The sequence below is a fragment of the Shewanella jiangmenensis genome (assembly GCF_018596335.1).
GTDB classification, from domain to species: Bacteria; Pseudomonadota; Gammaproteobacteria; order Enterobacterales; family Shewanellaceae; genus Shewanella; species Shewanella jiangmenensis.
In genome coordinates, this window is the sequence record NZ_JAHEPS010000003.1 from 351886 (window position 1) to 365986 (window position 14101).

A 14101-nucleotide genomic window follows, 5' to 3' on the forward strand; every position below is an offset into this window, starting at 1 on the left:
AAGTAAGGTGAATTGACGTGATGGAGATCATCCGTGGCGCTCCTGCACTCTCGGCGTTTAGAGTGCAAAAGCTGATGGAAGCCTGTGAAAATGCAGCACTTCCTGTACGCCAAATCTATGCCGAATTTGTTCATTTGGCAGACTTGAACGAGGCGCTAGACGCGACCGAGCATGAGAGACTCGGCAAGATTTTGACCTACGGTCCTGCCATTGAAGCTCATGCCCCAACCGGCACCCTCCTGTTTGTTACTCCCCGTCCCGGCACCATCTCCCCCTGGTCCTCCAAAGCTACCGACATCGCTCACAACTGTGGCCTTGAGAAAATCAAGCGTCTGGAGCGTGGTATTGCCTACTACGTTGAGGCCGATGCCTTAAGCGATGCCCAGCTGAAGGAGCTTAAAGCGCTCATTCATGACCGCATGGTGGAAGTGGTACTGGCAGCCTTTGACGATGCCGCCGTACTTTTTTCCCATACCGAGCCTAAGCCGTTTACCAGCGTTAACATCCTTGGCGAAGGCCGTGCGGCGCTGGAACTGGCTAACCGCAACATGGGTCTGGCACTGGCGGAAGATGAAATCGACTATCTGGTCGACAACTTCACCCGTCTTGGCCGCAACCCCAACGACATCGAGCTGATGATGTTTGCCCAGGCAAACTCTGAGCACTGTCGTCACAAGATTTTCAACGCCGATTGGACCATCGACGGCGCAGAGCAGCCAAAATCGCTGTTCAAGATGATCAAAAACACCTTCGAGAAGACCCCGGACAATGTGCTGTCTGCCTATAAGGATAACGCCGCCGTGATGGTGGGTACCGAGGCTGGCCGCTTCTTCCCGGATGCAGACGGTGTGTACAACTACCATCAGGAGCCTATCCATATCCTGATGAAGGTGGAAACCCACAACCACCCAACTGCTATCAGCCCATACCCTGGTGCCGCTACCGGCTCCGGTGGTGAAATCCGTGACGAAGGCGCCACCGGCCGCGGTGCCAAGCCAAAGGCGGGTTTGACCGGCTTCAGCGTATCTAACCTCAAGATCCCGGGCTTTGTGCAGCCTTGGGAAGGTAACTACGGTAAGCCAGACCGTATCGTGACTGCGCTGGATATCATGACCGAAGGCCCGCTCGGCGGCGCTGCGTTCAACAACGAGTTTGGCCGTCCGGCGCTACTCGGTTACTTCCGTACCTACGAGCAGGAAGTATCAAGCCACAACGGCGTAGAAGTGCGTGGCTATCACAAGCCGATTATGCTGGCCGGTGGTATAGGTAACATCCGCGAAGACCATGTGCAGAAAGGTGAAATCACCGTTGGCGCCAAGCTGATTGTGCTCGGTGGCCCTGCGATGAACATTGGTCTTGGCGGCGGCGCGGCGTCTTCCATGGCCTCCGGTCAGTCCAGCGAAGATCTGGATTTTGCCTCGGTACAGCGCGACAACCCTGAGATGGAGCGTCGCTGTCAGGAAGTGATTGACCGCTGCTGGCAGATGGGCGACAAGAACCCCATCCAGTTTATCCACGACGTGGGTGCAGGTGGTTTGTCCAACGCCCTGCCTGAGCTGGTAAACGATGGCGATCGCGGCGGCCGTTTCGAGCTGCGCAATGTGCTGTGTGACGAGCGCGGCATGAGCCCGCTGGAAATTTGGTGTAACGAGTCCCAGGAGCGCTATGTGCTGTCTGTGGCCGCAGAAGATCTCGATACCTTCGCGGCTATCTGTCAGCGTGAGCGCGCGCCGTTTGCCGTGGTGGGTGAAGCCACTGCCGAGCCGCACTTAAGCCTGAGCGACAGCCATTTCGACAACACCCCAATCGATCTGCCACTGGAAGTGCTGCTGGGCAAGCCGCCCAAGATGAGCCGCCTGGTTGAAAGCAAAAAGGCCGAAAGCCCTGCGCTGGACCAGAGCAAGATTGCCGTTGGTGAAGCCGTTAAGCGCGTATTGTCGCTGCCTACTGTGGCCGACAAGACCTTCCTTATCACCATCGGTGACCGCACTGTGACAGGCCTTGTGGCCCGCGACCAGCTGGTTGGCCCATGGCAGGTGCCTGTGGCCGACTGCGCCGTAACCGCCGCAGCCTTTGATACTTATGCCGGTGAAGCCATGTCCATGGGTGAGCGCACGCCGCTCGCGCTGCTGGACTTTGGCGCTTCTGCCCGTATGGCGGTGGCCGAGTCCATTATGAACATCGCCGGTGCCGACATTGGCTCGTTCAAGCGCATTAAGCTCTCTGCCAACTGGATGGCCGCTGCCGGTCACCCGGGTGAAGACGCCGGTCTCTACGAAGCCGTTAAAGCCGTGGGCGAAGAGCTGTGTCCTGAGCTTGAACTCACCATCCCTGTGGGCAAGGACTCCATGTCCATGAAGACCGCCTGGGAAGTGAATGGCGAGAAGAAAGCCGTGACTGCGCCGATGAGTCTTATCATCTCCGCCTTCGGCGCGGTGAATGATGTGCGTAACACTGTGACCCCAGAGCTGCGCTCCGACAAGGGTGACACCAGCATCCTCTTTATCGACCTTGCCAATGGTCAAAACCGCCTCGGTGGTTCGTGCCTGGCGCAGGTGTTTGGTGAGCTGGGTGATGTGGCGCCGGATCTGGATAATGCCGCCAGTCTGCGTGGTTTCTTCGAGACCATGCAAAAGCTCGTTGCCGCCAAGCAAGTCATTGCTTACCACGACAAGAGTGACGGTGGTCTGTTCACGACTCTGGTGGAAATGGCCTTTGCCGGTAACACGGGTCTGGATATTAATCTCGCCGGTATTGCTGGCTCCGACCTTGAGCGTCTTTTCAACGAAGAGCTCGGCGGTGTGATTCAGGTAAGTAAAGCCGATGAAGCGGCTGTCCGCAGCGCTTTTGAAGCCGCTGGTCTTGCCGTACACGCCGTTGCCAAACTGAACAGTGATGGTCAGGTACGTATCCACGATGGCGAGCGTCTGGTGTTTAAAGACAGCCGCGTTGCCCTGCGCACTCTGTGGTCCGAGACCACCTACCGTATGCAGGCGCTGCGTGATAACCCTGAGTGTGCCCGTCAGGAGTTTGAGCTTAAGCAGCAAGCCGATGAGCCTGGTCTGACCGTGAAGCTTGGCTTCGACCCAAGCGAAGACGTGGCAGCGCCTTATATCCTCAAGGGCGCCGCGCCCAAGATGGCGATTCTGCGCGAGCAGGGCGTTAACTCCCACGTGGAGATGGCAGCTGCCTTTGATAGAGCCGGTTTTGAGAGCCGCGACGTGCACATGTCCGACATCCTCTCTGGCCGCATCAGCCTCGAAGAGTTCCAGGGCCTGGTGGCCTGTGGTGGTTTCTCTTACGGTGACGTGCTGGGCGCAGGTGAGGGCTGGGCCAAGTCCATCCTCTTTAACCAGCGTGCCCGCGACGAGTTCAGCCGCTTCTTCGAGCGCGACAGCAGCTTCGCCCTCGGTGTGTGCAACGGCTGTCAGATGATGTCTAACCTTAAAGACATCATCCCCGGTGCCGAGCACTGGCCACGTTTCGTGCGTAACCGCTCCGAGCGCTTTGAAGCCCGCTTCAGCCTGGTAGAAGTTCAGTCGAGCCCCTCGCTGTTCTTCTCTGGTATGGAAGGCTCGCGCATGCCAATCGCCGTGTCACACGGTGAAGGTTTTGCCGAGTTCGCCAATGCCGACGCTTTGGCGCGCGCCGAAGCCACTGGCACTGTGGCGCTGCGTTTTGTGAATGGTCATGGCGATATCGCCACCCAGTACCCACAAAACCCCAATGGCTCGCCAAACGGCCTGACCGGTATCACTACTCTGGATGGCCGCGTTACCATTATGATGCCGCACCCAGAGCGGGTATTCCGCACTGTGGCCAACTCCTGGCACCCAGACAACTGGGGCGAGGACAGCCCATGGATGCGCATGTTCCGTAACGCCCGCGTCAAACTGGGTTAATCGGTGCCGCATCTGAGCCATTAACGGCTTGGTATAAAAAAGGAGCGATAATCATCGCTCCTTTTTTTATTACGCTAACAGCTTGATACTTTGGTGAAAAATTTGTTCGTGCCCGCGCGATTTTGAATAAGGGTGGCTTTTGCCAATCCGGCAGAAATAATACCTCTAAATGGATATAAGGTCGTGATTTGCCGTTGGGGTCCAGGCATAAAAAAATGCCCCGACTCTTTCGGGTCGGGGCCGTTTTGCGCTAACAAAACATCAAACACTTCAAGGGGAAACTTGCTCGGGCGACCGCGGTCGCCGGACTGCCATTACAGGGGTTTGGCAGTGTAAAGCTCAACAAAAACGCGCTTGTAAGCCTTGATCACATGGGTGATGAAATTCTTCATGGGACATCTCCACTATTACAGGTTAACCACTCAGGTTTAGGTGCTAAGGGTTTAAGGTGCGAAGCCAAGCCCCTTACCGTCTCTCTGCTGGGGCCGTCTCCTTGGTTGTGCATATACTAACCACCCACACTATTTGCTTCAAACGAATTAAACTTGAGTTTTGGATTATAATAACTAATCAATAAAGCATCTTAATTTTTGTGGTGTTATTTAAAAAGTAATTATAACAATACGATACATTGATTGTCGCGTGGTTTAATTGCATTAAAATTTATCTAAAAATTGTAACTGATGGTGGTTTTTTCGGTTTGAGATGAAAATTGCATTTAACTGGGCAAAAAGTGTGGTTTTCTGAGTCGTTGCAAGCGTGCCTATTGCAGTGCGGGTGGGGTGTCAATCACGCCGGCCTTAAAAGTGTGTGCTTGGTAGCAATTCCGCCTTATTCCCCCCGCTTTGATTGATTTACATCAAGAGCGGGTGGTATAAATTTCCTGCCGAATTTCCCGAAAAATGCAGTCTAATTGGCTGATAAACAATATTTTTGGAAGTTTGCCACCCGGTGGCGCCGGGTGGTCATCACATACTGCTGCGAGGATGTGATCCAAGTCGACAGATTTGCGATTATCTAAGCCAGGGGCAGGGAAGATTGGCCTGAACGTCAAAAACGCGCTTCGCTTGCCGGATACCGGTCAAAGCGAAAAAAACGAAATGTTAACTATCCTACAAAGGTTGTCGCACTTATCGATGGGGATCGGATAAGGGCGGCAGGACGCACCAAGTAAGGAGTCACTGATGATTGTTGAAGAGGTTGTTGAGCTATCGCGCCTGCAGTTTGCACTGACGGCCATGTATCACTTCCTGTTTGTTCCCTTAACCTTGGGCATGGCCTTTCTGCTGGCTATCATGGAATCGCTGTATGTGATGACAGATAAGCAGATCTACAAGGACATGACCAAGTTCTGGGGTAAGCTGTTCGGGATTAACTTTGCCCTTGGCGTGACCACGGGCCTTGCGATGGAATTCCAGTTTGGTACCAACTGGTCTTACTATTCTCACTACGTAGGCGACATCTTTGGTGCGCCGCTCGCGATTGAAGGTTTGATGGCCTTCTTCCTCGAATCTACCTTCGTCGGTATGTTCTTCTTCGGTTGGGACCGCTTCAGCAAACGCCAGCACCTTACCGTGACCTGGCTGATGGCGCTTGGCACCAACATGTCGGCGCTGTGGATTTTGGTGGCCAACGGCTGGATGCAAAACCCGGTGGGCAGCGTGTTCAACTACGAAACCATGCGCATGGAAATGACCAGCTTCGCCGAAGTGGTGTTTAACCCAGTTGCGCAGGTGAAGTTTGTTCACACTGTGGCCTCTGGCTATGTGGCCGGTGCCATGTTTGTGCTGGCCATCAGTGCTTACTACATCCTGAAGAAGCGTGACCTGCCGTTTGCCCGCCGCTCGTTTGCGATTGCGGCAAGCTTTGGTATGGCGTCAATTCTGTCGGTTATCGTGCTTGGCGACGAGTCGGGCTACAAGGTAGGTGAAGTACAGCGGGTGAAACTGGCCGCCGTCGAAGCCGAATGGCACACCGAGCCTGCACCAGCGGCCTTTACCGTGGTGGGTTTCCCGAATCAGGAAACTATGCACACCGACGGCGCTATCAAAATTCCTTATGCGATGGGCATCATTGCGACCCGCTCGCTCGATGAGGAAGTGACAGGTCTTCGCGATCTGATTGATGAGCACGAAGTGCGCATTCGTAACGGTATGAAAGCCTACGCCATGCTGGAGCAGCTGCGCGCCGGCAACAAAGATCCAGAGCTTAAGGCCGCCTTCGAAGAAGCCAAGGTGGACCTGGGTTACGGTCTGCTGCTTAAGCCTTACACCGACAAAGTGGTGGATGCGACCGAAGAGCAAATCAAGGCCGCTGCCAAGGATTCTATCCCGAACGTAGCGCCGCTGTTCTGGTCGTTCCGTGTGATGGTGGGTCTTGGCGTTATCATGCTGTTCGTGTTTGCTGCCGCCTTCTGGCAAAGCACCCGTCACCGCATCGAAGAGAAGAAGTGGGTTCTTAAGGCCGCGCTTTACAGCCTGCCGCTGCCGTGGATTGCCATTGAGTGTGGTTGGTTTGTGGCCGAGTATGGTCGTCAGCCATGGACCATCTCTGAAGTGCTGCCAACTTACATGTCGGCTTCCAGCCTGACTGTCGGCGACCTGTGGTTCAGTATCATCTCCATCACTCTGTTCTACTCAGTGCTGCTGGTGATTGAGCTTTTCCTGATGTTCAAATATGCCCGTCTTGGTCCAAGCAGCCTTAAAACCGGCCGCTACCATTTCGAGAAGCAGGAAGCCTAAGGGAAGGAGCTGACTATGTTTGACTATGAAGTATTGCGTTTTATCTGGTGGGCGCTGGTCGGTGTACTCTTTATCGGCTTTGCTGTCACCGACGGTTTTGACATGGGTGTGGGCGCGCTGCTGCCCATCATCGGCAAAGATGATACCGATCGCCGGGTGATGATTAACACCGTAGCCCCCCACTGGGACGGTAACCAGGTGTGGCTTATCACCGCCGGTGGCGCGCTGTTTGCCGCCTGGCCTATGGTGTACGCCGTGTCCTTCTCGGGCTTCTATGTGGCCATGGTGATAGTGCTGCTGGCGCTGTTTTTGCGTCCGGTGGGCTTTGACTATCGCTCCAAGATTGAAGCGCCACAATGGCGTAAGTCATGGGACTGGGCACTGTTTGTGGGCTCCTTTGTGCCGCCGCTGATTATCGGCGTGGCCTTTGGTAACCTGCTGCAGGGCGTACCGTTCAACTTTGACGAGTTCCTGCGTGCCAAGTACCACGGTGGTCTGTTTGGTCTGCTGAACCCCTTTGGTCTGCTGGCCGGCCTTATCAGCGTGAGCATGTTTATGATGCAGGGCGCGACCTGGCTGCAAATGAAGACCGAAGGCGAGCTGCGCGTTCGCGCCACCAATGCCGCCCAGGCATTTGCAGCACTGCTGGTAGTGCTGTTTGCCGCCGCCGGTTTCTGGGTTGCCAATGGTATCGATGGTTACGTGATTACTTCTGCCATCGACACCCATGCGGCGTCTAACCCGGTGGGTAAGACAGTTGAGCTGGTCACAGGTGCCTGGATGGCAAACTACCAGACCTATCCGCTGACCATGGCGTTCCCGCTGCTGGGTCTGGCGATGCCAATTCTGGTTATCCTGTTCAGCCGCCTTAACCGCAGTGGCTTTGCCTTCCTGTTCAGCTCGCTGGCGGTTGCCGGTGTAATCCTCACCTGCGGCGCGGCCATGTTCCCGTTCGTGATGCCATCATCACTGGAGCCGGGCGTGAGTCTGACCATGTGGGATGCTACCGCGAGTGAAATCACTCTGAACGTGATGACCTGGGCTGCCATTATCTTTGTACCGATTGTGCTCTCTTACACCATCTGGACTTACTACAAGATGTATGGTCGTTTGAGCCGTCAGTTCATCGACAACAACAAGCATTCACTGTACTGATAAGGAGTCGCTATGTGGTATTTCACCTGGATTTTGGGCGTACTCTTGGCCTGTTCTTTCGGGATTATCAATGCCCTGTGGCTTGAGCACACCGAAAACATGGACCGTAAGTCAGACGACGAATAAGCGCCTGTTTTAGAACAAACCCCGCCTGGTGCGGGGTTTGTTTTTTTGGGTTTCAGGTTATGCTGGTACTCTGTTTCTAATGATTTTTTTGATTGCTATTCCGCCCATGACCGCCATCAAAGACGCCGCTAATCTCGGCCCCAAGTCAGCCCTCTGGCTGGCCAAGATTGGTATTACTGAGCTTGAGCAGGTCGCCGCCATTGGCAGTATCGAAGTGATGCTGCGTCTTAAGCGCGCCGGATTGCCGGTGAGCCTTAACATACTTTATGCCCTTGAAGGGGCGCTGGCCGGTTGTCACTGGCAGCAGGTGAAGCGGGAGCGACGAGGTGAGCTCGTGCTCCTGTGGGATGCGGCGCTTGCCCATGACGCAGCCGTTAAGCAGAAACCCGGCAGCAATTAAGTCCAGGCAATTAAGTCCAGGCAATGACGCACCTCAGGGTGACTCACAGTAAACACTTCGCAACCCCCTTTAAAGGTTTACACATAAAAAAGCCGCCCGAGGGCGGCCTGTCTGTTTGAAGGGCAGGGTTAGGTTTTGAACACCTCGACCTGCTGGCGCAGTTCCCGCGCCAGTTTGCCGAGGGTATCGGCACTGGCAACTGTTTCATTGGCGCGGCTTTCGCCTTCACGGGCAAGCTCACTGATGCGGTGCAGGTTGTGGGTGATGTCGTCGGCCACCGTGCTTTGCTGGTGGGTGGCACTGGCGATGCTGGCCGACACTGTGGCCATGTCGCCGATACGCCTTGTGATGGCCGCAAGCTCTTCGCCTGTGGTCAGCCCCTGGGCGGCACAGGATTGACCGAGCTCATGGGCATCATTCATCTGGCTTGCGGTGGCGCGGATTTTTTGCTGCAGATTGGTGATGGTCGCGCCAATTTGGGCAATCGATGCCTGGGTGCGGCTTGCCAAAGTGCGCACTTCATCGGCGACCACAGCAAAACCGCGGCCCTGCTCACCGGCGCGGGCGGCTTCGATGGCGGCGTTCAGCGCCAGCAGATTGGTTTGCTCGGCAATGCTGTTGATGACCTCGGTGACCTGACTGATGGCTTCGCTGTCGCGGGCCACTTCTTCAACTGCATCGTGGCTTGCAGCAAGGCGTTCGCTCAGCACAGTTAAATCCGACACCATATTGGCCAGTTGGCGCTGGCCACCCCGGGCGGCTTCATCGACTTTCTGGCTCTGGCCGGCGCCATCGGCGGCGTGGCTCGCCACATCGCGAATGGAGGTCGACATCTCTTCAATGGCCGTGGCTATCTGGTCGGTCTGGTTCATCAGCGCCGCTGCTTCTTCGCCATTTTGATGGGCGATTTCCCGCGAGGCAGCGGCCATGTTGCCTAAGGTTTGCACCGATGATTTGAGCGACGCGATGAGGGCACCAAGATTGGTTGCCATGGCGATAACAGCGCTGCGGATATGGTGCACTTCGTTGTCTGAGCCGGTGGGGCTTGGCTGCCAGCGTTGATCCAGCTCGCCGCGGCCAAGGCCTTCAAGCTGGGTTCTGAGTTCACTGAGGGGTTTAAGCGCCTTAAGCAGCACCCACGACAGGCACACTGTGATGACAAGGATCCCGGCAATCGACAGTATGGCATTGATTTTTAATAGCCGGATACTGTCCTGATGCAGCTCACCGCTCGGCACCTTGCCCACCAGACGCCAGTTCCAGCCCGGTACCGAATGCAGGCTCACATGGCGGTCGGCGCCGGTTTCATCGCGAAACTCGAGGCTTTCTCCGCTGGCAGGCAGGGCGTTGGGGCTAAGACCATAAAGCATATCGGCGCTGAGCGGCGCGCCTTCGGCAACGCCATCGGCGAACACTACTTCGTCTTTGGCGTTAAGCAGCATAAAGTGGCCGCTTTGCTCTACGGTAAGCCGTGAGACAGCGGCTTTAAGCTCAGCAAGTGAGTCGCTGATATCAAAGCCGATGTAGAGCACAGCCACCACGTCGCCGCTCTCATCTTTCATCGCGCGGTAAACCGTCATGTAATCCCGGCCAAAGAGTTTGGCGTAGCCTTCATATTCGCCGCCGGCCATCAGGTTTTGATAGGCGGGATGGGACTCGCCCAGCAAGGTGCCAAGGGCGCGACTGCCGTCGGCTTTTTTGAGCGAGGTGGCAATACGCAGAAAGTCATTCCCTTCACGCACAAACACGGTGGCGGTGCCACCGGTGAGGTTAGCAAAGCGGTCGACCTTGCTCTTGGTGCTGTTGATTTGCTCTTTGTCGTGCATCAGCACCGGCGTGTCTTTATCCAGCACCCGCACAGTACGGCCGGGTTTGTAAAAGTTGCCCGGGTACATTTCCCGCAGCACATCAGCATTGCGCCGCGCCAGCGCGGTGAGGCTTTGATATTGCAGCGTCAGCATGTCGGCCACGGCTTCGGATTTTGCCACCATGGCTTCTACGCCCTTGGTTTGCAGGGCGTGGGAGGCACTGCTGTAGGCGATGTATCCCATTACCGAAAACACTGTCAGGGTAAGTGCGGTTGCCAGCACGCCTATCTGTTTTGCCAGGGGCCACTCTTTGTAGTTCATTGTTTTTCCTTAGGGTCCTGTAGGGTTTTGCCACTTTAGCCGAGTTGAGTGACCCAAATATTGACCTGAATCGGAATTTGTCTTTTTTGTTAATGTTCTGAAGGATGTCGGAGCTGTGGTCACAGCCGGGATGGGCAAGTGGATATTGGCGGCGTGGCTTGTGTGGGCGGTGCGGCCTGTGTGAGCGCTCAAAGTCAGTGCGTTGAAGTCTGCACTTGTTACTTAACGTCTCGCGCTTTAAAAGAGACAAAGTTGCGAAGTCGGGCTGGGGGGATTAGAGTTTTGAGGTTGTGCAAAAAGTGTGCAGCGCGTTTATCTGATTAACTGTCCCGATGGAGGCCGAGATGCTGGGAGAAAAACACCTGCTGAGTCATGAGTTTCCGAAATACAGCGCCCTGATTGACACCCTAAAGTCGCAAAACAGTGACTTTTGCGCCAGCGCCAAGCGCTATCATCAGCTGGATCATAAAATACGTGGGCTGGAGCTGAACAAGGTGCCGACCACAGACGAGCACTTCAGTGCCCTGAAAATGGAGCGTGCGGTACTCAAAGACCGGATTTACCACACGCTCAAATCTCACACAGGTTGAGGGACGCCTGTCTTCAAATGGCGCGGCTTAAGCCATAGCCGGTACATCACCGGCACCCACAACAGCGACAAGATGGTGGTTAACGCCGTGCCGCCGGCAATCGCCACCGCGAAGGGGGGCCAGAAGCCGCCCCCCGCTATCATCAAGGGCAAAAAGCCGCCCACTGTGGTGATGGTGGTGGAGCTGATGTGACGGGTGCAGCCGGCAACGGTTTTGACCAGAAGCTCAGTCGACATGCCGCGCCCTTCAGGAATATCTTCAAGCTCCGCTAAAATTACAATTGCGGCGTTAATCGCAAGCCCCATCAAACCAAGCAAACCGATAATGACCGTAAAGCCAAACGGATAATTAAACAGGTACACGGCAAGCAAGCCAAGGCCCGCCGATTGGGCCGCGCTCAGCAAAATAATGCCGGTGAGGCGGAACGAGTTGAAACTCAGCACCACAGTGGCCAGCAGCAGGGTAAACACCAGCGCCACCGATGACAGCAGATTACCCACCGCCTCATTGCGCTTGGCACTCTCGCCGCCGATTTCGATGTGATAGCCCGGCGGCAGCTTAAGCGCCGCTATCTCGTCTTTCACCGCATCGAGTACCTTGGCGGGCAGCACGCCGGTTTGGATATAGGCTTCAATGGTATTGACCCGCTGGCCATTGCGCCTTGGAATGGCGCCGCGACTGACGCTGATGTGGGCCTCAGACAGCGCCGACAGCGGAATGCCGTTACCGGCTCGGGACACCAGTTCGATGGCCGCAAGCCGCCCCTGCTGCTCGCGCATACTGTCATCGAGTCGCACCCGCACCGGCAGCGACTCGGTTTGCTCTATGATGCTGCCGCCGCTGCGCCCCGTAGTGGCCATTTGCACCTGATTGGCGATGTCGGTAAGGGTTAAGCCGCTCATCAGTGAAGCATCTTCATCCACCGCCAGCTTGACCTTGGGAGCGCCCGGGCTCAGGGTGGCACGGGTATGGGTCACATCATGGTTTTTGGCAAGCACGGCACGCACCTCATCGCCGAGGCGATGCAGCTCCTCCAGTGACGGGCCGTAAATCAACAGCTCCACCGGCGCATTGAAAGGCGGGCCCTGCTCGAGTTTTCGAACCAGCACCTGCGCCTCGGGAAAGTCCTTATCCAGCGAGCGTTGCAGGCTGGGAATAAGCGCATTGGCGGTTTCAAAGTCGCGGGTCTTGACCATGGCCTGGGCGTAATTGGCTGCTCCCTGCTGGCGCTGGGTGATGTTGTAGTAGAAGGAGGGAATGTTGCCACCGACGACCCAATCAATCCGCTCTATGCCATCGGTTTGCTCAAGCACCTTGTCCATGGCTTCGATGGTGGTGCGACTGTGCTCAAGGCTCACCTGGGAGGCGAGGTACACCTCAATCTGGAACATGTCGCGGTCCGACGGCGGGAAGAATTGCTCTGTCATCCGTCCGGCGGCAAAAAAGCCAAGCAGCGGCAGCAGGCCTATAATGAGCGCGCTTTTAACCGGCCGATTAAGCACTTTTGTCAGCAAACCCTCAAAGGCGGCGGCAAGCTTTGGCATGCGAATGCCGTGGGCGCGCCAGTCATGGCCTTCGTGGGCGGGACTGAAGCGTCCGGCAAGGCCGGCAATCAGGGTGTGGGAAATCAGATACGACCCCACCAGGGCAAACATCACCGAAATGGCGATGCCGCCAACAAATTCGCCGGCCGCGCCGGGCATAAGCACTATGGGCGCAAAGGCAAGAATGGTGGTGATGGTGGAGCCTGCGAGTGGCAGCCACAGGTGCTTAAGAGTATTGGTTACCGCATCAAGCCGGCTTTGGCCCTGCTGGCGGCGACTGGAAATGGCATCGACGATAACGATGGCGTTATCCACCATGATCCCAAGCGCTACCACAAGCCCAGTGACGGACATCTGATGTATGGGCAGCCCCACGGCGCGCATACAGGCGAGGGTAAACAGCGCCGTCAATGGCAGCGACAGCGCCACCACCAACGCGTTTCGGGTGCCGAGGGTCAGCATCAGCACCAGCAGAATAAGCACAAAGCCCTGCAAAAGGTTAAGCGCCAGCTCGCCAAGGCGGGTGCTGGTATAGCTTTCCTGGGAAAACAGCCACTGCACTTCGATGTTGCCGGGCATACTGGTTTCAAGGGCGCTGACAGTGGTGCGTACCTCGGCCAGCCACTTGTCGACCCGGGTGTTATTGAGCATGCGGGCGCTGACCATCACCCCCTGCTCGCCGGCCAGCAGCGCTATGTTATCGGGCGGGGTTTTGTATTGGCGTGAAACAGTGGCGACATCGCCAAGGCGGATAATCTGGCCTGAGCCATCGACTTTCAGCGGCACCTGACGGATGCGGGTTTGGGAATCAAGCTCGCCCGAGACTTCCACCAATGCCCTGAAATGAGCGTTGTGGATTTCACCGGCGGAAATTTTACTGTCGGCGGCGGCAAGGATACGGGCGATATCACCGGGAGTCAGCTGCAGCTGGTTAATCTTGTTGCCATCGAGCTCCACCAGAATTTCTTCGCTGGGCGCGCCGGCGATGTGCACATAATCTGTGCCGGACAGCAGCCTTAATCGGCTTTGCAGCTCTTTGGCGTAGCGGCCAAGAATATCGGTGCGCGGCTCATCGCCGCCGCGCCACACCAGGCCCAGAATGGCCGTGTTGGCATAGCCTATCTGGTCATCCAGCGTCGGCGTTTGTACGCCCTGGGGCAGGCTGGTCTGAATGTCGGCCATCAAATCCCGGGCGCGGGACCAGACAGGCTCGGTGTGATGCACATCATCCTTAAGTTCAAGCTGGATAACCGAAATCCCCGGACGGGAGGTGGACTGGATAAGTTTAAGTTCCTCCAGGCGGCGCAGCTGATTTTCAAGCACCTCAGTGACCAGCGCCTCGACCCGCTCGGCCGATGCGCCGGGGTAGTGAGTGATGACCGACGCATAACGGTTGGTGATGTGTGGGTCTTCCATGCGCGGCAGAGCCGACAAAGCGCCAAGGCCCGCGACCAGCAAAAGCGCAATAAACAGCGCCGCCAGGCGGCCGTTTTCGACGAAGGCTTTAATCATGG

8 protein-coding genes are annotated in these 14101 nt (G+C 56.3%); 6 read left to right on the forward strand and 2 right to left on the reverse strand.

Features of this window, described 5'->3' with window-relative positions; all coding sequences use genetic code 11:
* The first annotated feature begins 20 nt into the window (after positions 1-20).
* The 5 genes from purL (at position 21) to KJI95_RS10315 (ending at position 8324) form a co-directional block, all read left to right on the forward strand.
* Complete coding sequence (gene purL, locus KJI95_RS10295) at positions 21-3902, forward strand: phosphoribosylformylglycinamidine synthase (protein ID WP_214507234.1); 3882 nt, start codon at positions 21-23, stop codon at positions 3900-3902.
* 1184 nt (positions 3903-5086) lie between these two features.
* Positions 5087-6643 carry a cytochrome ubiquinol oxidase subunit I gene (locus tag KJI95_RS10300; protein ID WP_214507106.1) on the forward strand — a complete coding sequence of 519 codons (1557 nt, stop codon included), beginning with the start codon at positions 5087-5089 and terminating at the stop codon, positions 6641-6643.
* A gap of 15 nt (positions 6644-6658) precedes the next feature.
* Positions 6659-7798 carry a cytochrome d ubiquinol oxidase subunit II gene (gene cydB, locus KJI95_RS10305; protein ID WP_214507107.1) on the forward strand — a complete coding sequence of 380 codons (1140 nt, stop codon included), beginning with the start codon at positions 6659-6661 and terminating at the stop codon, positions 7796-7798.
* A gap of 12 nt (positions 7799-7810) precedes the next feature.
* On the forward strand, positions 7811-7924 hold the full coding sequence (gene cydX / locus KJI95_RS10310) for a cytochrome bd-I oxidase subunit CydX (protein ID WP_214507108.1): 114 nt from the start codon (positions 7811-7813) through the stop codon (positions 7922-7924).
* 79 nt (positions 7925-8003) lie between these two features.
* The gene (locus tag KJI95_RS10315) at positions 8004-8324 is read left to right on the forward strand and encodes a TfoX/Sxy family protein (RefSeq protein WP_214507109.1); all 321 of its coding nucleotides are present in this window, start codon (positions 8004-8006) and stop codon (positions 8322-8324) included.
* Between the two features lie 128 nt (positions 8325-8452).
* On the opposite strand, the gene KJI95_RS10320 is transcribed toward KJI95_RS10315, so the two are convergent.
* Positions 8453-10453, reverse strand: a complete 2001-nt coding sequence (locus KJI95_RS10320) for a methyl-accepting chemotaxis protein (RefSeq protein ID WP_214507110.1) — start codon at positions 10451-10453, stop codon at positions 8453-8455.
* Between the two features lie 344 nt (positions 10454-10797).
* On the opposite strand from KJI95_RS10320, the gene KJI95_RS10325 reads away from it, so the two are divergent.
* On the forward strand, positions 10798-11043 hold the full coding sequence (locus tag KJI95_RS10325; RefSeq protein WP_214507111.1) for an HP1242/YdcH family protein: 246 nt from the start codon (positions 10798-10800) through the stop codon (positions 11041-11043).
* On the opposite strand, the gene KJI95_RS10330 is transcribed toward KJI95_RS10325, so the two are convergent.
* The gene (locus tag KJI95_RS10330; RefSeq protein ID WP_214507112.1) at positions 11031-14099 is read right to left on the reverse strand and encodes an efflux RND transporter permease subunit; all 3069 of its coding nucleotides are present in this window, start codon (positions 14097-14099) and stop codon (positions 11031-11033) included. The two genes, KJI95_RS10325 and KJI95_RS10330, sit on opposite strands and share 13 nt — an antisense overlap.
* Positions 14100-14101 lie beyond the last annotated feature (2 nt).